Below are 20467 nucleotides of genomic sequence, written 5' to 3'. Positions count from 1 at the left end.
AGAACACGTCCTCGATCGGCATCAGGAACGGCTTGTCCAGCGGACGAACCGGCGTCGGGATATAGGCGTCGACCTGAGCCATCAGCTCGCGGATGGCGTCCTCGCCGATGGTCTTGTTGGAGTCTTCCAACGCAGCCAGCGCCGAGCCCTTGACGATCGGAATGTCGTCGCCGGGGAACTCGTTCTTCGACAGGAGCTCGCGAACCTCGAGCTCGACCAGCTCGAGCAGCTCGGCGTCGTCGACCTGGTCGACCTTGTTCAGGAACACCACGATCGAGGGCACGCCGACCTGGCGGGCCAAGAGGATGTGCTCGCGGGTCTGCGGCATCGGGCCGTCGGCGGCCGACACGACCAGGATCGCGCCGTCCATCTGCGCGGCACCGGTGATCATGTTCTTCACATAGTCGGCGTGGCCGGGGCAGTCGACATGGGCATAGTGACGGTTGGCCGTCTCATACTCGACATGCGCCGTCGAGATCGTGATGCCGCGCGCCTTCTCTTCGGGTGCCGCGTCGATCTGGTCATAGCGCTTGTATTCGCCAAAATACTTCGTGATCGCCGCCGTCAGCGACGTCTTGCCATGATCGACGTGGCCGATCGTGCCAATGTTCACATGCGGCTTGGTGCGCTCGAATTTACCTTTTGCCATAGTCTCTTTCCTTGGACGGCCTTGACCTTCAGTTCAGTCGAATGCGGGGCGATTAGCGACAACGGCCGAAAAACACAAGTACCTTGTGGCTGAGCGGATTCCCGCTCGACCCGAACCAATGGTCGATTTCAGGGGGATATGGCGCGGATATAGGACTGCGGTGCATAAAATCAAAGGCTCCGGCCTGGCCCATTGCCGCCGCGACGCCGCTCTGATTTTGTCGGCGGATGCAGTTCATTCCATCCAATGTCCGTGGTCCGCTGTTCATGATCGTCTCGACGGGATCCTATCTCGTCAACGACACGATGATGAAGCTCGCGACCACCGGACTGCCGCCTTATGAAGTGCTCCTGCTGCGGGGTGCTGCCGCGACGCTGTGGGGCGTGCCGCTGCTTCTGATGCTTGGCTATGCCAGGCAGATCCCGCTGCTCTTCGAGCGCAAAGTGCTGCGCCGCAACCTGTTCGAGTTGCTGGCGATCCTCTGCTATGTCGTCGCCTTGGCGAACATGCAGATCGCGGATTCCACCGCGCTCGGGCAAGTCACACCGCTCATCGTGCTGGTCGGTTGCTCGATGCTGTTCGGCGAAAAGATCGGCGCCACGCGCATGGCGCTGATCGGCCTTGGCTTTGTCGGGGCGCTCATGGTCGCGCAGCCGACCATGCAGGGCATTTCGGTCTATGCGCTGCTGGCGCTCGGCAACGCTGCCTTCGCGGCGGTGCGCGATATAGCCGGCCGCAAGGTGGCCGCCGAGGTGCCGGGCATGATCGTCGCCATCTCCGCGGTCGTGGTGGTGCTGGCCGGCTCAGGTGCGGCGCATCTGGCGACGGAGCAATGGGTGATGCCGGAAGCACGTCATCTGTTGCTGATCGCCGGAGCGGGCCTGTTCCTGATCTTCGGCCATTTCTTCATCTTCATGGCCTACCGGGTCGGGCCGACGAGCGCGGTCGCGCCCTTCTATTACTGCTTCACCGTCTGGGCGGTCATTTCGGGCTTGCTGGTGTTCGGACAGTTTCCCAACGCGCTCGCCGTCTGCGGCATCCTGCTGGTCATGGCCAGCGGTCTCGCCATCGTCTCGCTCGACGAAAGAAAACGCCGGCTGGCCATGGTCGCCTGACGGCGCGCCTCCAGCCTGGGTCGACCCGACCGGGTCGACCTCCAGCAGCCTACTGGCTGTTCCCTGGCCTTCTACAGCGTGCGCTTGCCGGAAATCTGGTGATAGGCCCAAAGCACGACGACCGAGCCGATGACGGCCACGATCAGGCTCCAGATGTTGAGACCTGTGACACCCGCCGAGCCGAAGGCGCTGAAGATCAGCCCGCCGACGATGGCGCCGACAACGCCGAGCACGATGTCCATGATCATGCCCTGGCCGGTCTTGTTGACGATCTTGCTGCCGATGAACCCGGCGATAAGGCCGAGAATGATCCAACTGATAATGCCCATAATTCCCTCCTAATTTCCCCGCCTCGTCATCATGGTCATATGATTGGCAAAAGCTCAAGACAGCTTGAAATTCCGCCCGTTTGCGCCATTGTGGGGCCGGGCGGGCTTGGCTGGATTGGATAAGGAGATCCACGATGGGCCTTTTCGACAATGCCGTTCCGGGCGGCAACATCACCAAACCCCTGATGATCGCGCTCGGCGCGCTTTTGGTCGGCAAGATGCTGAGCGGCAGAAGCGAAGAGGCGGCCGCGCCGCAAGCGCCGGCGCCAACGACTGCGGGAACCGACGCGTCCGCCGATGGCGGCCTGCTCGGCGGTCTCGGCGGCCTGCTCGACAAGCTCAAGGATGCCGGCCACGGCAACGTCGCCGACTCCTGGGTCGGCACGGGCCAGAACCAGCCAATCAACCCGGGTGATCTCGGCTCGGCGCTCGGGCCGTCGGTGATCCGCGAGATCGCGCAGCGCACCGGCATGAACGAGCAGGAGTTGCTGCAGCAGCTCTCCACGGCGCTACCCGGCATCGTCGACAAACTGACGCCAAACGGCCAGATCCCGCAGCACCATCAGGTCGCTTCCGCTTTCAACAGCTAACAGGCTGGGCAAAATGGAAACGCTGCGCGCCACGGCGCGCGGCGTTTTTTGTGCGAACCGGTTGCAGCTATGCTTTGAAACCGTCAACGTCGATTAGTTCGATGACATTGTGAGGATCAGCGCGTAGTGCGTTGATAACCGCCAACCATATACGATGTGCTGTTTCGTACCACCTATGAGTAGCCTCGAAGTCCAGCGACTCTAGCCTGGAGTGGCCGACGCCGTCAGGTGATACCCCGAAGTGTCGACCGGCGTCATAGATATCAATGAATTTGTCGAATTCGTCCGCGCTGAGGTCCGTCACGCCATGCTGCACTACAAATCGCCTCCAGATTACTTTTGGGCTGGCAACCCTCCCGGCCAGCGGCGCTGGATCATTCTGACCAAGCAACTGAGACACGCTCAGACCCAAGGTAGCGACAATGAAAACGCATCGTTCGACTAGATTTTCGGTAGCTTCCTTGTCCTGCAAATAATTTGCGGCGAGTTCATTCCAATAGCGTCGAGCTTGCCGCAACGCATACAGCTGGAGGTTGGTGCTAGCGGTTCCGTCCGTGTTTATCGAATAATATGGTCTCATCGCCCGGCGATCCCTGAAGTAACTTTCGGGAATTTTAGAGGCTTAGCTGGAGCGGGTAGCGGGAATCGAACCCGCATATTCAGCTTGGAAGGCTGCTGCTCTACCACTGAGCTATACCCGCGCCTTGCACTGAGGTACCGGATTCACCCGAAAAGCGCCATGCATTTCGGTCCGAGACTTTTCGTTTCAGGGCTTCCGGGCCGGCAGTGGTGGAGAGGGTTGGATTCGAACCAACGTAGGCTAAGCCAACGGATTTACAGTCCGTCCCCTTTAACCACTCGGGCACCTCTCCAGTCTGCCGCCGGAGCCATGCAACGAGGCGTTCGCGCCGATCCGGAGCCCGAGTAAGATCTTCTCCGAAATCAGCGAAGCGCCTTATGGCGGCAAGGCCGGTGGGTGTCAACCGGCGCGGCCAGGGTTTTTCGAGGATGTTCGGCATTCATTTGTCCAGCCCATATCCTTAGCCGGACGGGACGGCTATAGAGGCCGGCATGAGCGACGATAAAAGCAACAAGCCCGGCACGCGCAAGGACACCCATTATGCCAAGCTGAGGCGCGCGCATCGCGACCAGAAGGCAGGCGGCGCGCCGGCATTCCGGCCGCGCCAGCCGGTGCCGCCGGGCGAAGCACCCGGCGACGGACTGGTGCGGCTTTACGGCTTGCATACGGTGCGGGCCGCGCTCGACAATCCCCGTCGCAAGATCAGGAAGATGCTGGTGACGCGCAACGCCGCCGAACGGCTTTCGATCGGCGAGCTTGCCGCCCTGCCCTTCAACGCCGAGTTGGTCGAGCCGAAGGACATCGACAGGATCACCGGGTCCGATGCCGTGCATCAGGGCGTGCTGATCGAGGCCGAGCCGCTCAAGCCGAAGCGTCTCGACGCGCTCGGCGACACAAAGCTCGTGCTGGTGCTTGACCAGGTGACGGACCCGCACAATGTCGGTGCGATCCTGCGCTCCGCGGTTGCTTTCGGCGCCGGTGCGCTGATCACCACCGCCCGCCACAGCCCGCAGGAATCGGGCGTGCTGGCCAAATCCGCCTCCGGCGCGCTGGAACATATCGACCAGATCGAGGTGAAGAACCTCGCCGATGCGCTGGGGCAGCTGCACGACGCCGGCTTCCAGACCATCGGGCTCGATTCGGAAGGACCGGTCGAGCTCGAAAAGACCTTCGACAGCGATAAAATCGCGCTGGTGCTGGGCGCGGAAGGCAAGGGCCTGCGCCAGAAAACCCGCGAGACGGTGACGGCACTGGCCCGCCTCGACATGCCCGGCGCCATCCACTCGCTGAACGTATCGAATGCGGCGGCGGTGAGCCTTTATGCGGCGAGGAAATTCATAGCGAGAAGTGAGTAGTGAGTAGACACGAATTCCCTACTGACTACTCTCTAATTCCTACTCACTCCCTATCCCACTTCATGCCCAGCCATCCGCTCCAGTGCTCTCACCAGCGCCGAGTGGTCCTCCTTGGCTCCGCCATTGGCGGCGCAGGAATTGAAGAGCTGCTGTGTGGTCGAGGTGTTGGGCAGCGACACGCCGAGCGCCTTGGCGCCTTCAAGCGCCAGATCGAGGTCCTTCTGGTGCAGTTCGATGCGGAAGCCTGGCGCGAAGGTGCGCTTGATCATGCGCTCGCCATGCACTTCGAGGATGCGCGAGGCGGCGAGCCCGCCCATCAGCGCCTGCCTGACCTTGGCCGGATCGGCGCCCGCCTTCGAGGCGAAGACCAGCGCTTCGCCGACGGCTTCGATGGTGAGCGCCACAACGATCTGGTTGGCGACCTTAGTGGTCTGGCCGACGCCGTTCGGTCCGACCAGCGTGATGTTCTTGCCCATCGTCTCGAACACCGGCCTCGCGCGCTCGAAGGCCTTTTCCTCGCCACCGACCATGATGGTGAGCGAGGCCGCCTTGGCGCCGACCTCGCCACCCGACACCGGCGCGTCGAGATAGTCGCAGCCGAGTTCGTTGATTTTTTTGGCGAATTCCTTGGTGGCGATCGGCGAAATCGAGCTCATGTCGATGACGAGCTTGCCCTTGGTCAAGCCGGAGGCGACGCCGTTCTCGCCGAACAGCACGTCGGCCACCTGGGGCGTATCCGGAACCATGGTGATGATGATGTCGGCGGCCTTCGCCACCGCGTTGTGGCCGGAAACGGTCTTCAGCCCTTTGGCGACAAGGTCAGCAGACGGCTTGGAGCGATGGTCGCTGGCGACGACCGCATAGCCGGCATCAAGAAGATGGCCCGCCATCGGCGCGCCCATGATGCCCAATCCGATGAAACCGATGGTTTCCATTGATTGCTCCTGAAAGCTTGTTCTAACTCATCGAAGGCCGGCGCTGCCCCTCATCCGCCTGCCGGCACCTTCTCCCCATATAGAGACGGGGAGAAGGACGCTCTTAAGCCGCCGCGCTGCCCTGCCCGGCGAATTCGGGGAACCAGCCGAGCCCGGCCTCGGTGCCGGCCTTCGGCTTGTATTCGGCGCCGATCCAGCCGGAATAGCCGAGGCGATCGATGTGATCGTAGATGAAGGGATAGTTGATCTCGCCCGTCCCCGGCTCGTGACGGCCGGGATTGTCCGCAAGCTGGATATGCGCGATGCGGCCGAGGTTCGCCTCGATGGTACGGGCGAGATCCCCCTCCATGATCTGCATGTGATAGATGTCGTATTGCAGGAACAGGTTCTTCGAGCCGATGCGGTCGATCAGCGCCAGAGCCTGGTCGGAATAGTTCAGGAAGAAGCCGGGGATGTCGCGGGTGTTGATCGGCTCGATCAAGAGCCTGATGCCGGCCTGCTCCAGCTTCTCTGCCGCGAAAGCGAGATTCTCGGCAAAGACGTTTTCCAGCACGGCCCGGTCGGCGCCTTGCGGCGCGATACCGGCCAGGCAGTTGATCTGTTCGCAGCCCAGCGCATGCGCATAGGTGATCGCTTTGGCGACGCCCTGCCTGAATTCCGGCACGCGGTCCGGCAGCACGGCAATGCCGCGCTCGCCCTTCGCCCAGTCGCCGGCCGGCAGGTTGAACAGAACCTGCGTCAGGCCGTTCTTCTTCAGCCGCGCCGCGACGACGTCCGGCGCATGGTCATACGGGCCGATATATTCGATGCCCTTGAAGCCCGCGCGGGCGGCGGCATCGAAACGATCGAGAAAATCATGCTCGCCGAAGAGCATCGAAAGATTGGCTGAAAAACGCGGCATTCCTTTTTCTCCTTCTTTTTCTGCCTGCCCCAGGCTCGCCTAGTCCAACATCATGATGGCCGTCGGCGCATCCTCGTTGCGTTCGGCAAGCTCCTCGAACTCGGTGATCTTGTCGATTTCCGTGCCCATGGAAATGTTGGTGACGCGCTCGAGGATGACTTCGAGAACCACTGGAACCTGGTGCTCCTTCATCAGCCGCTGCGCCTCCTTGAAGGCACCGGCGAATTCCTCGGGCTTCTTCACGCGGACCGCCTTGCAGCCCATCGCCTCGGCCACCGCGACATGGTCGACGCCATAGCCGGCCTCCGGATCGCCGGCACGGTTGACGTTCTCGAAGGCAAGGCTCACCTCATAGTCCATCGAAAAACCGCGCTGCGCCTGTCGGATGAGGCCGAGATAGGCGTTGTTCACGACGACGTGGATATAAGGCAGCTTGTGCTGGGCGCCGACGGCCAGTTCCTCGATCATGAACTGGAAGTCGTAGTCCCCGGAGAGCGCCACGATATCGCGATCCGGATCGGCGGCGCGCACGCCGAGCGCGGCCGGCAGCGTCCAGCCGAGCGGGCCGGCCTGGCCGCAATTGATCCAGTTGCGCGGCTTGTAGACATGCAGGAACTGCGCGCCGGCGATCTGCGACAGGCCGATCGTGGTGACATAGGTGGTGTCGCGGGCAAACGCCTTGTTCATCTCCTCATAGACGCGCTGTGGCTTCAGCGGCACCTGCTCGAAATGCGTCTTGCGCTTCATCGTCTTCTTGCGCTGCTGGCATTCTTTTGCCCAGCCCGACCAGTCACGCAGCTTGCCGGCGGTGCGCCATTCCGTGGCGACGTCGAGCAGGATCTTCAGCGCGGCACCCGCATCCGAGACAAAGCCGAGATCCGGTGCGAAGACGCGGCCGATCTGCGTCGGCTCGATGTCGACATGGATGAATTTTTTCCCCTTGGTATAGACGTCGACCGAGCCGGTGTGGCGGTTGGCCCAGCGGTTGCCGATGCCGAAGACGAAATCGGCGGCAAGCATCGTCGCATTGCCGTAGCGGTGCGATGTCTGCAGGCCGCACATCCCAGCCATCAGCCGATGGTCGTCGGGGATCGCGCCCCAGCCCATCAAAGTCGGGATGAGCGGCACGCCGGTGACTTCGGCGAATTCGATCAAAAGGTCGGAAGCGTCGGCATTGATGATGCCGCCGCCGGCGACGATCAGCGGCTTTTCCGCCTCGTTGAGCATCGCCAGCGCCTTCTCGGCCTGGGCGCGCGTCATCGCCGGCTTGAAGGGGGCGAGCGGCTCGTAAGCGTCGATGTCGAACTCGATCTCGGCAAGCTGCACGTCGAGCGGCAGGTCGATCAGCACCGGTCCGGGCCGCGAGGAGCGCATCAGGTGAAACGCCTTCTGCAGCGCCATCGGGACAAGGTAAGGTTCCATGACGGTGACCGCCCATTTGGCGACAGGTGCTGCGATCGAAGCGATGTCGACGGCCTGAAAATCCTCCTTGTTGAGGCGCGCGCGGGGCGCCTGCCCGGTGATGCAGAGGATCGGAATTGAATCCGCGGAGGCCGAATAGAGGCCGGTGATCATGTCGGTGCCGGCCGGACCGGAAGTGCCGATGCAGAGCCCGATATTGCCGGCCTTGGCCCGCGTGTATCCTTCGGCCATGTGCGAGGCGCCCTCGACATGGCGTGCCAGCACATGGCGGATGGTGCCGCGCGCCTTCAGGGCCGAATAGAGCGGGTTGATCGCCGCGCCCGGCACGCCGAAGGCATTGGTGATACCTTCCTTTTCGAGAACGAGAACCGCCGCGTCGACAGCGCGCATCCTGGCCATGACAAGCCTCCATTTCGTTGGTTGGCTTGACAATGACAGCGCGCCTTCTATTTTTCAATTTTTTCAGAATATTTTTTCATTTCTAAAAAACGGCTATTATGCGCTGATATTGCTTCACTTTTCGTTTTCCAGAAAATCCATCGCAGCAACGACTGAAAAACTTTTTCATTGCCTCCGAGCCAAAATCGACGAGAATGCCGCCTATGGATACGACGGAAAAACGCCAGCGCGGCCGGCCGCGCGCCTTCAACGGCCCGTCCGAAGCAGCGTCGGTGCAGTCGCTCGACCGGGCGCTGCGGATCCTCGCGATCGTCGCCGAGGCCAGCGGCTTGTCGCTGAGTGAAATCGCAGCGCAAAGCGGCATTGCCGCCTCCACCGCCTATCGCATGCTGACGACGCTCGAGAACCACGGCATGGTCGAGTTCGATACGACCGACCAGCTCTGGTCCGTCGGCGTCGAGACCTACCGCATGGGCGCTGCTTTCCTGCGTCGGCGCAAGCTGGTCGACCGCGCGCGCATCGTGATGCAGGAATTGATGGAAAAGACCGGCGAGACGGCCAATCTCGGCGTCGCCGAGGACGATTGCGTCGTCTTCGTCAGCCAGGTCGAAACACACCAGGCGATCCGCGCCTTCTTCCGGCCGGGCACCCGCAGCCCCTTTCATGCTTCCGGCATCGGCAAGGCCGTGCTGGCGCATCTCGAGCCCGAACGGGTCGCCGCTATTCTGCGCAAGGCAGGCCTGCAGCGTTACACCGACAAGACGCTTTCCGACATCTCGGCGCTGGCTCACGATCTCGCCACCATCAAGCATCGCGGCTGGTCGGTGGACGACGAAGAGCGCCACCCCGGCATGCGCTGCGTGGCCGCCGCCATCTTCAACGAGTATGGCGAGCCGATCGGCGGCGTTTCGGTGTCCGGCCCGACAGTGCGGGTCACGCCCGAGCGGCTGGCCGAAATCGGTCCGCTGGTGCGCGAGGCCGCGGTCGAGGTGACGAAGATGATCGGGGGCGTGAAAGCCTACTAGAGCGGTTCACCGTTTCACGGAAACGCCGAACCGCTCTATCTCCTTGTTTTGACGCAATTCCGGACGGAAAACCGCACACACTTTTCCTGGAATTGCTCTAACTAAGACGCGCCTGGCAATGCGCTCTTTGCCGATATGTCGAAGAAATCGAGCAGGATCGCCAGGCCGACGCCACAGGCCGCCAAGATGAGGCCGGTGATGAATATCCGACAGGCGCGGTCATGAATGCTTCGCTTCAGGGATTTGACGTCGAGCAGAATGGCAAGCGCCCGCATCTGCAGCGCGATGCCGACCAGGATCGGCAGGACGGCAATCAGATGGTAGGTCTGCCATGGGATCGGGTTGGCCGCCCAATGGGTGATGAAGCCTAGCGAGAACGCCAACAGGATGCCGACGATGGTGATGGTGCCGTTGCGGAAAACCGGTTCGACCCGTTCTTCCTTGGGATCCTGATTGTCCAAGCGAGCCTCCCCGCGATTGGCGTGAAGGCCAGATTAAACGCTCGCAAAATCGCTGTACATCGTTGGTTGCCCAGCAGGAACCGACCGACCATAGCCAGGCTGGACGCCGGACTTGACCGTCTTGCCGGGGCGTCGGGATGCATGCGAAAGGGCACGGATGCGGAAAACAGTTTACCTCTTATCCGCCGCCTCACTTTGTGGATGCGTGGCGGCGGCACCGTCGGTCGAGCCCATCGGCAGCCCCAGCAGCAACCCGCTGGTCGATCCCATTCCGATCTCGCTGGCTCTTGAGGAGATCATCACCGCCAGCGTGCGCCAGCATTTGAAGAACCCTCTCGCTGCCAAATTCGGGACGATGCTCGCCGGAGAACGCAGTTTGAACGGCCGCCACGAGATCGTGGTGTGCGGCTATGTCGACGATAAGGGCTCTCCCGGCGGCAGCGAGGCTTTCACCGGCACGATCTATCCCGATGGCGGAAACAGCTTCGAACTCGTTGCGATAAATGACGTTTCAGTCAGCGCCGCCTGCAAGGCGGCGGGATTGGCGCTGCCAGGGTTGAAGTCCAATTCCTGAATTGGTCGAGGCAGGACATCGTCCGCTTCAAATCGGGCCAGTCAGGCGGATACGTAACGCTCCAACGCAAGAAAAAGGGGCTGCGCGCAGCCCCATTTCCAGTCGTTGATTTAGCTCCTTCCTAAAGCCTGCAATAGCGCGGGCCGTCGTAGCTCATATAGGTGTCGGTGCGCTCGTCGTAGCTGGCGTAGCGGGCGTAGCAGCGGCGGACGTGGATTGAGTCGTAGCCGTCGTCTTCGACATAGACGCTGCGAGGCTGCTGCTGGGCAAGCAGGCTGCCGAGAACGAAACCGCCAACACCGGCGGCAATGCCGATGCCGAGCTCGCGGCGGTGATGATGGTCGTGGGCGGCCGAAGGCTGGACGGTGCCGACGAGCGAGCCGGCGGCGACGGTGGTGGCGATGAGGCCGGAAACGATGGTGCGCTTGAACATGACGATCTCCTGTTTCGTTGGAGAGGCGAACCATCCGCCTCTTGATCGTCTGTCGCTGCGGCCCGGGAAAAGGTTCGAAATTTTTTTGCCAATAGCGGATAGGGAGTAGCGAATAGGGACAGTTCACGATCCGGACCCCCTATTCGCTACTCGCTATTCTCTATCCCATACCCGTGATGTGCCTCAGCCAGAAGGCCAGCACGATGAAGCCGACAAAGGTGGCGACGCCGGTCCAGTCGATGTTGGCCTTCTTCAGATCGCTGATGGCCTTCACCAGCAGAAGCCAGGTCACGACGATGAGCGGCAGGATGATGACGAATCTGATCATGCGGCACCCGTTCGATGCGATTGCACGTGAACTAGATGTAGGAAGCGGCGCAGCGCTTTTCAGCATGCCGGCCAAGCCACGCCCTCCATTAGCAACCCAAAACGGAGTTTTGTCTTTACTGGCGCACGAAATGTGCTACCGGAGCGCCGTGCCCTTGTAGCTCAGCTGGTAGAGCAGCGGTTTTGTAATTCGCTGGATCAATCGGTTAAGGCGTAGAAAAGACGCGATGTTTTTCAAAGCCTCGTTTCAGGGGTATACGTACGGGTAAATGTGCCGCCTTAGCTCAGATGGTAGAGCAGTAGTTTTGTAAACTATTGGTCGGGGGTTCGAGTCCCTCAGGCGGCACCACCATCCGGCTGCCATATCCGATCTGCTCAATTGGCGAGTGTATTCAATGGATCGGCAACCCCGAGTCGACAGAGCCAGCGAATATGAGTTCGCCACTATCTGCGCGAATGCCGGCGTGCACCCGCAAAAGGTCAGTGAGGATGAAACCGGTTGGGATTACCTAGTTGAGTTTCCCCCGGACCCAAACTTTGCGCCAGCGGATGCACAACCAGCGGGTCGCTCTGCGTACGCGCAAATCAAATCGACGATTGGTCGCTACCACCGAACATCAATCACTTTGTCGAACGCGCGTCGAATGGCGCAACAAGGCCATCCGTGGTTCATCGTCCTATTTTATAGATTGCCTTCGGGTGAACGTAGGATTTATGCGCGGCACTTCTGGATCGAGCTTATTTCAGAGAGCTTGAAAGCCGTGCGGGCAGCAGACCTAGCGAACGAAAAACTTCACAAAAAGACGCTGACAATTTCCTTCGAAGACAGCGACGATCATACAGGCGATCTGATTCGATGGATCGAAGAGACAATCGCAAAGGCTGGCGTCGATTACCAAAGGCAGAAACTCAATGCCTTCCATTCCGTGGGCTACGAGGACGGCCACGGCTCGATAAAATTTAGCTTCCAATCTGACAACGCAGATGAATTTGCCAAGGCTTTGTTGGGCATTGGCGAGGTAAAAATACAAAACTTCGAAATGACCCCGAAGCGGTTCGGAATGGCGGACCAGCGCGGTCATCTAATGGCCAGTACCGCAACCCTTCAAAGCTCGCCAGCAACGTGGAAAGACTGTGTGATCAAAATAAGGGCAAGAGGCGAGGACGATGCAATTTCGATTCCGGGCAAGGTAGCGTACACGAGTTTTCCGCGAGGGTACGCCCGTTTCACATCCGAATTTCTAGAGATAGTTTGGTCAACGGATGACAACGCTGTGCAATTTAACAGCAAGATTACAATCGAACAGCGTCGCAGTCTGGCTGCGCTTGTGACCCACGTCCGATTGCTGGCCCGTGTTACCAGCAGCGATACGGACATCCAAATATGGATCGAAGGCAGGCGTGCGTTTGGAGGGCGCGGTGAAAAAGCTCGAGATCCACGTCGGTGGAACCAGCTCCATCCGCTGCTGTCGTTCCTTCACTCGCTCGTTGCGGACGACATAAGTGTTTCGATCGCTGAGATCGCGGCAGCGTCGGCAGAGTTGCGCCGTTTTCGGGAAATTGTCGCTTATGGAGTGTCCTGCACTCTAGAATTCACCGATGTTGAGGGGGTTCCACTCGGTGGGGAACGGCTGCTGTACTCCGCGCAGGTGACAGTCGGTCCTGCGACCTTCTTTGCTATTGTCGAGCGGCCGGTTCTCAGGGAGGACCAGAACGGCGAGCAAAGGCATTTTGAGCTCGGTGACCCTCGCATCGTCGACAGCTATGCGGTATCGGGCGCGGCTGTTGACGAGCAATTCCAGGCTGACTTCGAACGAGAGATCAACCAAAGCTCGCGAACCTTGGGAATTGCCGACATACGGCCCGCATTTGAAGGGCGCGAGATACGAATATACACGTCTCCCGGCCTTGATCGGGCGGATGGGTCGGTTGAGTAAGGGGCGCAATCGTCAAACAGTCCAGTCAGTGGCTGCTCGCCCCGCTCGCGTGTATGTTGTGCTCTTAAACCTAAATGTGTGGTCACGGCTCTTCTGGCAGACCTTGAAGTCGCCTTCACCGGATATAAAGCTGATTAGCCTGTCGGCATTGAGACACACCGGGCAAATGAAATGGCTCGGCTGACCGTTCGCTCGATCGTCCTTCAACTTGAAAACCACGTCGTGCTGGGCTGTCTGAAAAAGCTCGTATCTGGCCTTTTCATTCTCGAAGTCGTCTTGCCTCTTCAACTCACGGCTGAGGGCTTTGATAGCTTCACTAAGCTGCACGTTCATCATGTTCGCAGCCGTCAGTTCGGTAGCAAGCGTGTTGAGGAGGGTCTGGGCCTCGCTGCTTTGTGGCTTCTTTTCAGAGGCGAGCAACTTCTTGACAGCCTCTACTGTCGAGACGGCCTTTCCTGTGGCACCTAGCGCGGTCGACGCAAGGCCAAGCACGCTTTCAATCGAACTGAAATCCATCTGATCAACCCCCGCTTGCCGCCCGCACATAGCACGACCCGTTTCCCTATTCAAAGTCCCGTCGGCCACGTGGGATTTACCCCTGTGATTACCCCTGCCCGCGCCCGGTTCGTTGATCGCATTGTTGATCGTTCCATTCGGCACTCGACTAATCGAGCCAGCGTCTGTTTGAATGTTTGCTGCTCATTGCATCCTTACCAACAAGGATTCGACAATAAAGTGCGGAAAGTGCATTATCGCAGGCGGGGTTGGGGATGCTTCCAATGTATTTGCGCTTGTACTTTGTCGCGATGGTTGCGGCCGTAACGTCCGGCTGTGCCGCCGACTATTTGAACAACTATGACACGATGACGCTCGCGTCTGGCGACGCCAACAATACCAACGCGCTGTTGCAAACCGTCGATCCTTTCAATCCGAACAGCAACAACACGCATATCGAAGGTGACGGGCAACGTAGCGTCGCGGTCATTCAGCGCTACAAATCGCCTGCTGCTGGCGGTGGCGGCTACTCCGGTAATTGCCCGACCGATAATAGCACAGCGGCGGACGGCTCACGCTGTGGCGGACGCTCGGCGGAAAGCCGTCCAGGCGGCGCAATGTGATCGGGATAGACAAATCCCGGTACGACAACCGTTCTGACCAGTGGCGGCGGCGCACTGGCGCGAAGCGCTTACGCGCCAGACGGTGGGCAAGCATACCACTCCGGCTAGTCCTTGTGGCCGTCGCCGCGACTTCTGCCTTGGTCACCCAGTTCATCATGCACAACAGCGGATCGATGCCGGAAATCAATCTGCAGAACATCATCAAGCCCAAGCCGGTGGCGCTTACCGGCGTCGCCTCTGTCATCGACGGCGACACCATTGACGTGCATGGGCAACGCGTCCGCTTCAACGGGATCGACGCTCCCGAAAGCCGCCAGTACTGCGACGACGCCAAAGGCTTCGAGTACCCGTGCGGCCGCCGATCCGCCGAAGCCTTGGATGGCTTCCTTGCTGCTTCTAAGCCAGTCCAATGCACGTTCGTTACATGGGATCGCTACGGGCGGTTTGTCGGCGATTGCATTCGCGCCGATGGCGCGAGCGTAGCAGCGTGGATGGTCGAACACGGCCAAGCGCTAGATTGGCCAAAATACAGCAACGGTGCGTATGCCCCGCAACAAGCGAAGGCTGAAGCGGCAAAGGTTGGACTGTGGGTAGGATCGTTTCAGACGCCTTGGGACTGGCGAGCGCAGCACACCGATGACGTACAAGCGCCTTCAAACCATGTGTTTGCACTCGGCAGCGGCAATGCCGCGTGCAACATCAAGGGCAACATCTCGGCAGATGGCGAACGAATTTATCACGTGCCGGGACAAAAATATTACAGCGCAACCGTCATCAACCAAGCCAAAGGCGAAAGATGGTTCTGCTCGGAAGCGGAAGCTGTCGCAGCTGGCTGGCGTCCGTCCAAACGATAGACGAATACACCAATGCAGAAGGGACTTTACCTCGGAAACTACCCTTTTGGAGCAACGTCGACAATGGGCAGCTCATCGTCGGCGAACGATTTGGCCCACAGGCGTTCCAATTCGACCAGATAGAACGACGCCCACGACGACGCATTTACCAAGTGCACCGTCTCTAGGTTTGACCTAAGCGAACCGTCATCCCAATTGGCCGTCGATACAACCGCAAAGCTTTCATTCCGACTATTCGTCGCGGCCAATAGCTTGTCGTGTAGAGACGGCTTGAAAGACGAATGATGATTGGTTTCCAGATAGCGGACAGTAATTCGGCCCCCTCCATCGTGAACCAGGCCCTCGACCCATTTCGCCTTTGTGGCCCTCGCTACACCCACACTTATCCCATACCGGGCCCAATGGAAGTCATCATCGAGCACGATGTTAATGCGCTTGCCCTGGTTCGCTAGACCAACCAAAAAGTCATGAATTTGCTTGCCGCCGATGTCCTGGGTGGTGAGATAGATGTCATCGAAAGGTGCAAGCTTCTTAGTAAGCGTCGAAAGCAAGAAATTGAGATGCGTGGCGGGCATTAGAAATGAGCTGACTGGGTAATCAGCGCTATATACGTTCTTCGCCTTCAAGCAACGAAAGTACGCGTCCGTCACGCCATTCTCTGTAACGGGATCAGTTTGCGCGATAGGGTCGGTCAGGCACCCAAGTTGCCTGTCTACAGCCGATCCTGCATTGGTGCTGTAGAACGCCCAATTGTCAAAGTTGGCATAAAGTGATTGACCAATATTACCCGAGCCGAAGACGTAGACGACATCAGATAACCCAGTGCCTTGAAACTTCCAAAACTTGAGGTGCATGGTGGCGATTTCGCTTCGAGGGCATTTCGCGTTTGGCGCAAACCAAGCGCAACCGACCCATCGCACTTTCAACGCGTTTCCCATACACTGCTGCAATCGCTGAATATTGCTATCCGTAGGCGAGATGCCTCGCGGTTCGGCAGAATCTGTCTCTTCGAAAGATGACTGCTGAACAGTCAAATCCATGGTTATCGGCGCGGCTTTGTTTCTGCTACATATTATGTCTACGACGTCAGGTTCCGAAAAGATGAAGTAGTAAGCTATAAAATGGTCGAATCGCTTATCATTGACGAACTTTGAAAGTTCCACGAACGTTGGAGACTGACTAACAGACGTATCTGAATAATCGCTCTCGGTGCAATAGGAATCTCTTGCCTTTCCTGTGGCGGTTGCCCCACTAAATGTAGGAATGGGTTTATCGTATAAGTGCTCCGCGCAACTTGGTTCCACGAAAATTGTTTTCAGGTTATCGTCGGCTGACGCCCTCTCGTTTGCTCCAATGGTCGCAATCACGCAACTGGCAACGATGAAAGCGTTCTTTGCACTATGCGCTAAAGAGCCCTTCGATAAAGTCCCAAAACTTTTCAAGCCAATCAAGAACTGGAAAACTGCCTTCCCAATTGCCAAAATCGCCATCGAAGGTCGCCTTATAAATGGGAACAATTCTGTCCTTGTCTGGTGTCTTCAGTGGGTCGTCCGGAATTATCGGCGTTGGGAGGGCGCGCCCATATACGTCGAGCGCCCATCGTGGCCACCACTCGTCAGTACTCGGGATAGCTGGAGGACTGAGACTGGAGACATCCTGTTCAGTTGGAGCCACCTCAGGGAAGCGATCTGATAAAACGGCCATGTCAGTGTTAGCGGGATAGGCAAGCAATTCATCCCGGCGATCCGGCGACACCCAAGCTAGTGTCTGGACGAATGCAGCCTCGACAGCCATCCATTGCCTAAATAGCAGTACAGCGTCGAATTGCGCGGCCGTCGCATACATTGCCAGCGCGCCGTCCGGGATCGATTCTTTTAGCGGTTCGAGCCGCTCGAAGTATGCCGAAATACGTCCAAGACGATCACTTTCTGCCTTGGCAAACGCATCGAGGAAGTATGCAACGCTATTCGGTGGAATTACACTCCAGTTGTTGTCAACACCGAACTGCATGGCGTCATGCAGGATCTTAAGCTCAATCGCCAACGTTTCCCGAGTCTGCTCAAACGTTTGTCGCCGTGGGTCGGCCGCGATCTTTCCCTGCAGGAGAGAAACGTTTGAGTGCATTAAGGAGCGGTACTGGGCAAGGCTCCCAACATTCTGCGAATGCGCAAATCCTGGTAGAATCGCTACGACTGCGCTGGCGATCCCGGACGTGAGAACACTTCGACGTGAGGGGCCACATCTAACTGGAGGACGCGGCATTCGACTGCTCCCCGTCAAGATGCTTGTTTATAGTTTGATCATACCCGAGGTAGCAGATTGCGCAAGGCATCTGTCTCCGTTTGTACGGTCACCCACTTTTGTGTATCCTCCGCTCCAATTCGCTTGACGCTGGTATCTCGGTGGAGGGGCCGTTGCGAACGCGCTACTCAGACATGTATCCCGACCAACTTACGATCCGGTGCATATTCCTGTTAGCCTTGGGGGTCTTCGCCGTTGGATGGTTGAGCTGTTCGCCGGCAGTGGCAGCGTCTGCGCGTTTTTCCCAGTCCTGCCCTGCTCTTTCGTTCGGCGATTGTGCGCAGTTTCAATATTATTGGGATCATGCGAATATGCCGGACCACTATGATTGCGCGTTTCCGGCCGCAGCCAAGCAATGCTGGGACCCCAGTGCTTACGTTATAAAGGGGTGCAAAGCCAGCCCGATCGGACTGGATTTCATCGCAGCCCATGATGCCTTTTCAGATTTGTTCCGTAAGGCCTACGCTGCAGGAGATTTTTCATCATCTTCATCTCTCATGTTCGTATGGGAAGACCTTAACGCAACCCTTATGGATCTTCTGTATCCAATCCAAAAACGTTCCACCGTCGAGGCAGATATTAAAGCGCTAGATTTGGCCGACGCTGTCACAATGGCAAAGATTGCAGTCAAATACACCCGTGACGCGAACGGATTGCTAAGGTATCTATCTACTATAGCTATTAACCTTTCGGCATGTACCGATTTCGAGCGTCGAATCCCAGGGTTTACGAGGAAAGTTCTATCCCAGGTAATGACGCTGGCCGGAGTTTGGCTTGTAGAAGGTCCGGTCGGCGACCCGGTAGACACGTCACTTGTCTATGATGGACCAATCGATGTCTCTTTCACTTTCAACCGATCGGATTGTGGGGGTAGTGCCGCCAGACCGTCAGTTTTGCTACAGGGACAACGTAAAGATGGAACTTCATTTAGTTACAAGATTGACGTTGGTGCTGCCCCGGTGACCTTCGCTGGGAATCATGTTGAAGTCACGCTGATCAAGAAGACTAGTGATTGGACCCGATATCTTTGCGCCACCGGAACTTTGTCATTCCATTGATTTTTCTGTCGCATGCCATTCTCCGTTTGATCGGCCGCATTCCGCAAAAGGCGGCCCTTCTCCACTATGCGGCTTCGTAAGAGCACCTCAGAGAGATACGCGCCTGAGAATGACGCTCTGCTCGTGCTCATGGGGGCTAGGCTGAATTGGGCTGCGTGATTTGAGCGTGTTCTGACTGGGCTGACGCTGCTGCTTCGATACCTTCCTGACCGTCAATGCGAATGGCGCCTGTCTTGATGGTGTCAACCCATTGGATGAGTTTCCACATTCTGGTGCGCCTCGCGTTGAAGGGGTTTTCCTTGCCGATGATTGACAGTGCCTCGGCGGCGCGCTCCATGACCTTAACTGAGGCCCGGCCGGGGTTGGTGACATTGAGGTCAGCAGTCAGCCCACGGCGGATGCTCATCAATTCCTCCCCTTCATATGTGGTGAGCACGCGGACGTACTCATCGACCGGTACTTCAGCCAGCCTATCGCCGATCTCGGAATGGAAGCCATTTCGCTCCAGTTCCAGGAAAAGCTGATCTACCGACCACTTTGGCTTCGCGCCTTTATGTAGCTCCGCAACACGCTCCTTCAGGTCGTCAGGTATCTCTTGCCCGAACCGGTACATGCTGCTGACGTCGAAGATATCCGGAATGTCCTTGTGGATCTCGGCAAAGCGCTCGAACATTTCTTCGGATCTGGCGTCGCCCAGTTCCCTGAAGAGGTCGACCAGTCCTATTACCGTGCCGAGGTTGTAGAACTTCACATTCTTCATGAAGCACGAATAAAGCCCGTCCAAGACCTCATCCTGGGTATCACGGAAGGAGTAGTGGTATTTATCCCAGGCGGCGTCCAGTTCCCTGCGTGCCTCGCTCGCTTCTTCCCGCTGGTGCAGCTTGGCCGCATGAGCGTCAACACTCTCCTGCTTGAAATAGCCGTCTGCAACCCCCTGCATCAGCACGAGGTCGAAATCGTCGGTGTATCCATATCCATAGTCATGCAACTTTTTGACCCAGTCAGCTTCGACGGGGTTGGGTGCCTTCTGGTTTGAATCAGCTATAGTTTCGTAAGCGCCCCGCTTCCTCACAAACTCGATCGCAGGCGCCAGTTCCGGTTGGTAATGACACCAGCCGAACAGCACTATCGAATTCACTACGCTTTTGAGAACGCCTGGCTTGTACGCCTTTAGCAAGGGAGCGATCAGTGCTACCAGGCGGAAGATTTTTCGGATGACCCGCACATTGTCGATGCCGAGCTTGATCGCGCGCTCGCCGACGAGTGCCTTTAGGTCTTCGCCACCTTCTACTCCGTCCAAAGCAATCTTGGCGCTTTCCCAGGCCGAGGGGGAAAACCTCAAGTTAATATCGACAACCTTTTCCAGGTATGACGTGAACTGATCCTTATCCTCGCCCTTCAATGCCTCGTCATTCAACAATAGGACGACTTTGCATTCGCGCTGCTCTTTAAGGTAGGACATGAAGCCAAGCACGTCGCCGGCACTTAAGCCGGCAGCTTTTCGCTCTAGGTCGTCAAAGCAGATGATTTGCTTGTTCGACAGCAGCGACAGGGCTGAAACGACGGCATCGAATATCCTCTCCCCGCCAATCGGCAACAGCTTCATCAGCCCGGCCTTGAAGCCTCTCTCGCCTTTCTGCAAAGTGCTCTTGATGCTCTCCGAAGTGATCAGGTCGCCGATCATGTCGCGGGTGACCGTATTCTGGAGGATCGCCGCCTTGATCTGGTTGACGGAACTCACACCAAAGAGCGAAACGTAGGCGTACTGGTTGAGCTTCACTGCCTCTGGATCATCGCGCAGGCTCTTGATCGCAGTCTGCCAGTTGTAGGTCTTGCCGGTGCCCCAATTGCCCCGGATGCACATCACCTCCGGCTTAGCAGTCCTTAGGAACTCTTCGATCTGGTTTTTTACAAGGTCGGTCGACATCTCACCCGGACTCTCCCTCGAAGTTTTCGGCGCCTTGTAGCACATCTCAATGTAGCCATCCGGCGAAGACCGCAGTCGTGCGTATCCGGCTGCCATGAGCCCCTGACCCACTGCGGTGCTGGGTCAAGGTTTCGATGGTGAGAGGCGATGATATTCTTCGAGGAGGAGTTTGACCTC

Annotated in this window: 22 protein-coding genes and 3 tRNA genes; 10 read left to right on the top strand and 15 right to left on the bottom strand. The window is 58.3% G+C overall.

Annotated features, from left to right (window positions below; all coding sequences use genetic code 11):
- The coding region (locus tag O7A05_RS32880) for a GTP-binding protein (RefSeq protein ID WP_337097414.1) at positions 1–649 on the bottom strand (649 nt) is incomplete at its 3' end.
- Between the two features lie 227 nt (positions 650–876).
- On the opposite strand from O7A05_RS32880, the gene O7A05_RS32875 reads away from it, so the two are divergent.
- Entirely contained in the window at positions 877–1764 is an 888-nt protein-coding gene (locus tag O7A05_RS32875; RefSeq protein WP_337097517.1) for a DMT family transporter, read from the top strand.
- Between the two features lie 71 nt (positions 1765–1835).
- Here O7A05_RS32875 and O7A05_RS32870 read toward each other — a convergent pair whose 3' ends face one another.
- Positions 1836–2093 carry a GlsB/YeaQ/YmgE family stress response membrane protein gene (locus O7A05_RS32870; RefSeq protein WP_337097516.1) on the bottom strand — a complete coding sequence of 86 codons (258 nt, stop codon included), beginning with the start codon at positions 2091–2093 and terminating at the stop codon, positions 1836–1838.
- A 134-nt stretch (positions 2094–2227) separates the two neighbouring features.
- Here O7A05_RS32870 and O7A05_RS32865 point away from each other — a divergent pair, with 134 nt between their 5' ends.
- Entirely contained in the window at positions 2228–2683 is a 456-nt protein-coding gene (locus O7A05_RS32865) for a YidB family protein (protein WP_337097514.1), read from the top strand.
- 67 nt (positions 2684–2750) lie between these two features.
- Here the strand turns inward: O7A05_RS32865 and O7A05_RS32860 are convergent, their stop codons facing one another.
- The 3 genes from O7A05_RS32860 to O7A05_RS32850 form a co-directional block, all read right to left on the bottom strand.
- On the bottom strand, positions 2751–3263 hold the full coding sequence (locus tag O7A05_RS32860; RefSeq protein ID WP_337097513.1) for a hypothetical protein: 513 nt from the start codon (positions 3261–3263) through the stop codon (positions 2751–2753).
- A 47-nt stretch (positions 3264–3310) separates the two neighbouring features.
- Positions 3311–3384, bottom strand: a tRNA-Gly gene (locus tag O7A05_RS32855).
- A gap of 86 nt (positions 3385–3470) precedes the next feature.
- Positions 3471–3555 (bottom strand) — tRNA-Tyr (locus O7A05_RS32850).
- Positions 3556–3754: 199 nt separating this feature from the next.
- Here O7A05_RS32850 and O7A05_RS32845 point away from each other — a divergent pair.
- Positions 3755–4618, top strand: coding sequence for a TrmH family RNA methyltransferase (locus O7A05_RS32845; protein WP_337097510.1), 864 nt, complete (start codon positions 3755–3757; stop codon positions 4616–4618).
- Positions 4619–4668: 50 nt separating this feature from the next.
- Here O7A05_RS32845 and O7A05_RS32840 read toward each other — a convergent pair whose 3' ends face one another.
- The 3 genes from O7A05_RS32840 to gcl form a co-directional block, all read right to left on the bottom strand.
- Positions 4669–5553: a 2-hydroxy-3-oxopropionate reductase gene (locus O7A05_RS32840; protein ID WP_337097509.1), complete on the bottom strand. Its 885-nt coding sequence runs from the start codon at positions 5551–5553 to the stop codon at positions 4669–4671.
- A 103-nt stretch (positions 5554–5656) separates the two neighbouring features.
- On the bottom strand, positions 5657–6454 hold the full coding sequence (gene hyi, locus O7A05_RS32835; protein WP_337097508.1) for a hydroxypyruvate isomerase: 798 nt from the start codon (positions 6452–6454) through the stop codon (positions 5657–5659).
- A 39-nt stretch (positions 6455–6493) separates the two neighbouring features.
- The gene (gcl, locus tag O7A05_RS32830; protein WP_337097507.1) at positions 6494–8275 is read right to left on the bottom strand and encodes a glyoxylate carboligase; all 1782 of its coding nucleotides are present in this window, start codon (positions 8273–8275) and stop codon (positions 6494–6496) included.
- A gap of 203 nt (positions 8276–8478) precedes the next feature.
- On the opposite strand from gcl, the gene bhcR reads away from it, so the two are divergent.
- The gene (bhcR, locus tag O7A05_RS32825; RefSeq protein ID WP_337097506.1) at positions 8479–9300 is read left to right on the top strand and encodes an HTH-type transcriptional regulator BhcR; all 822 of its coding nucleotides are present in this window, start codon (positions 8479–8481) and stop codon (positions 9298–9300) included.
- Positions 9301–9401: 101 nt separating this feature from the next.
- Here the strand turns inward: bhcR and O7A05_RS32820 are convergent, their stop codons facing one another.
- Positions 9402–9761, bottom strand: coding sequence for a hypothetical protein (locus tag O7A05_RS32820; RefSeq protein ID WP_337097504.1), 360 nt, complete (start codon positions 9759–9761; stop codon positions 9402–9404).
- A 112-nt stretch (positions 9762–9873) separates the two neighbouring features.
- Between O7A05_RS32820 and O7A05_RS32815 the strand changes: the two genes are divergently transcribed.
- Positions 9874–10335, top strand: coding sequence for a hypothetical protein (locus O7A05_RS32815; protein ID WP_337097503.1), 462 nt, complete (start codon positions 9874–9876; stop codon positions 10333–10335).
- A gap of 121 nt (positions 10336–10456) precedes the next feature.
- On the opposite strand, the gene O7A05_RS32810 is transcribed toward O7A05_RS32815, so the two are convergent.
- Both O7A05_RS32810 and O7A05_RS32805 read right to left on the bottom strand, forming a co-directional pair.
- A complete protein-coding gene (locus O7A05_RS32810; protein ID WP_095767586.1) occupies positions 10457–10768 on the bottom strand; it encodes a BA14K family protein in 312 nt (103 codons plus the stop codon).
- A gap of 160 nt (positions 10769–10928) precedes the next feature.
- A complete protein-coding gene (locus O7A05_RS32805; protein WP_337097502.1) occupies positions 10929–11096 on the bottom strand; it encodes a hypothetical protein in 168 nt (55 codons plus the stop codon).
- Positions 11097–11368: 272 nt separating this feature from the next.
- Here O7A05_RS32805 and O7A05_RS32800 point away from each other — a divergent pair.
- A tRNA-Thr gene (locus O7A05_RS32800) sits at positions 11369–11444 on the top strand.
- A 46-nt stretch (positions 11445–11490) separates the two neighbouring features.
- Complete coding sequence (locus tag O7A05_RS32795) at positions 11491–13032, top strand: hypothetical protein (RefSeq protein WP_337097500.1); 1542 nt, start codon at positions 11491–11493, stop codon at positions 13030–13032.
- Positions 13033–13044: 12 nt separating this feature from the next.
- Here the strand turns inward: O7A05_RS32795 and O7A05_RS32790 are convergent, their stop codons facing one another.
- Entirely contained in the window at positions 13045–13548 is a 504-nt protein-coding gene (locus O7A05_RS32790) for a hypothetical protein (RefSeq protein WP_337097498.1), read from the bottom strand.
- Positions 13549–13811: 263 nt separating this feature from the next.
- Here O7A05_RS32790 and O7A05_RS32785 point away from each other — a divergent pair, with 263 nt between their 5' ends.
- Together O7A05_RS32785 and O7A05_RS32780 are read left to right on the top strand one after the other, a co-directional pair.
- Complete coding sequence (locus tag O7A05_RS32785) at positions 13812–14150, top strand: hypothetical protein (protein ID WP_337097496.1); 339 nt, start codon at positions 13812–13814, stop codon at positions 14148–14150.
- Between the two features lie 113 nt (positions 14151–14263).
- Complete coding sequence (locus O7A05_RS32780) at positions 14264–15004, top strand: thermonuclease family protein (RefSeq protein ID WP_337097495.1); 741 nt, start codon at positions 14264–14266, stop codon at positions 15002–15004.
- A gap of 38 nt (positions 15005–15042) precedes the next feature.
- On the opposite strand, the gene O7A05_RS32775 is transcribed toward O7A05_RS32780, so the two are convergent.
- Together O7A05_RS32775 and O7A05_RS32770 are read right to left on the bottom strand one after the other, a co-directional pair.
- A complete protein-coding gene (locus O7A05_RS32775; protein WP_337097494.1) occupies positions 15043–16494 on the bottom strand; it encodes a phospholipase D-like domain-containing protein in 1452 nt (483 codons plus the stop codon).
- Complete coding sequence (locus O7A05_RS32770; protein ID WP_337097492.1) at positions 16403–17047, bottom strand: hypothetical protein; 645 nt, start codon at positions 17045–17047, stop codon at positions 16403–16405. The genes O7A05_RS32775 and O7A05_RS32770 overlap by 92 nt, the downstream gene beginning before the upstream one ends.
- 371 nt (positions 17048–17418) lie before the next feature.
- On the opposite strand from O7A05_RS32770, the gene O7A05_RS32765 reads away from it, so the two are divergent.
- Entirely contained in the window at positions 17419–18363 is a 945-nt protein-coding gene (locus O7A05_RS32765) for a hypothetical protein (RefSeq protein WP_337097491.1), read from the top strand.
- 136 nt (positions 18364–18499) lie between these two features.
- Here the strand turns inward: O7A05_RS32765 and O7A05_RS32760 are convergent, their stop codons facing one another.
- Positions 18500–20290 (bottom strand): P-loop NTPase fold protein, encoded by a 1791-nt coding sequence (locus O7A05_RS32760; protein WP_337097490.1) that lies wholly within the window; start codon positions 20288–20290, stop codon positions 18500–18502.
- Between the last annotated feature and the right edge of the window lie 177 nt (positions 20291–20467).

The organism is Mesorhizobium argentiipisi (SeqCode) (genome assembly GCF_037179585.1).
In the GTDB taxonomy this organism is placed as follows: domain Bacteria; phylum Pseudomonadota; class Alphaproteobacteria; order Rhizobiales; family Rhizobiaceae; genus Mesorhizobium; species Mesorhizobium argentiipisi.
This window is presented reverse-complemented; position numbering and strand designations above follow the sequence as displayed.

Bases quoted from the DNA above. Each gene is read 5' to 3' on its own strand.
- gcl (WP_337097507.1), bottom strand. From the start codon at position 8,275: ATGGCCAGGATGCGCGCTGTCGACGCGGCGGTTCTCGTTCTCGAAAAG.
- O7A05_RS32845 (WP_337097510.1), top strand. From the start codon at position 3,755: ATGAGCGACGATAAAAGCAACAAGCCCGGCACGCGCAAGGACACCCAT.
- hyi (WP_337097508.1), bottom strand. From the start codon at position 6,454: ATGCCGCGTTTTTCAGCCAATCTTTCGATGCTCTTCGGCGAGCATGAT.
- O7A05_RS32875 (WP_337097517.1), top strand. From the start codon at position 877: ATGCAGTTCATTCCATCCAATGTCCGTGGTCCGCTGTTCATGATCGTC.
- O7A05_RS32865 (WP_337097514.1), top strand. From the start codon at position 2,228: ATGGGCCTTTTCGACAATGCCGTTCCGGGCGGCAACATCACCAAACCC.
- O7A05_RS32860 (WP_337097513.1), bottom strand. From the start codon at position 3,263: ATGAGACCATATTATTCGATAAACACGGACGGAACCGCTAGCACCAAC.
- bhcR (WP_337097506.1), top strand. From the start codon at position 8,479: ATGGATACGACGGAAAAACGCCAGCGCGGCCGGCCGCGCGCCTTCAAC.
- O7A05_RS32795 (WP_337097500.1), top strand. From the start codon at position 11,491: ATGGATCGGCAACCCCGAGTCGACAGAGCCAGCGAATATGAGTTCGCC.
- O7A05_RS32790 (WP_337097498.1), bottom strand. From the start codon at position 13,548: ATGGATTTCAGTTCGATTGAAAGCGTGCTTGGCCTTGCGTCGACCGCG.
- O7A05_RS32775 (WP_337097494.1), bottom strand. From the start codon at position 16,494: ATGGCGATTTTGGCAATTGGGAAGGCAGTTTTCCAGTTCTTGATTGGC.
- O7A05_RS32870 (WP_337097516.1), bottom strand. From the start codon at position 2,093: ATGGGCATTATCAGTTGGATCATTCTCGGCCTTATCGCCGGGTTCATC.
- O7A05_RS32810 (WP_095767586.1), bottom strand. From the start codon at position 10,768: ATGTTCAAGCGCACCATCGTTTCCGGCCTCATCGCCACCACCGTCGCC.
- O7A05_RS32760 (WP_337097490.1), bottom strand. From the start codon at position 20,290: ATGTCGACCGACCTTGTAAAAAACCAGATCGAAGAGTTCCTAAGGACT.
- O7A05_RS32840 (WP_337097509.1), bottom strand. From the start codon at position 5,553: ATGGAAACCATCGGTTTCATCGGATTGGGCATCATGGGCGCGCCGATG.
- O7A05_RS32785 (WP_337097496.1), top strand. From the start codon at position 13,812: ATGTATTTGCGCTTGTACTTTGTCGCGATGGTTGCGGCCGTAACGTCC.
- O7A05_RS32805 (WP_337097502.1), bottom strand. From the start codon at position 11,096: ATGATCAGATTCGTCATCATCCTGCCGCTCATCGTCGTGACCTGGCTT.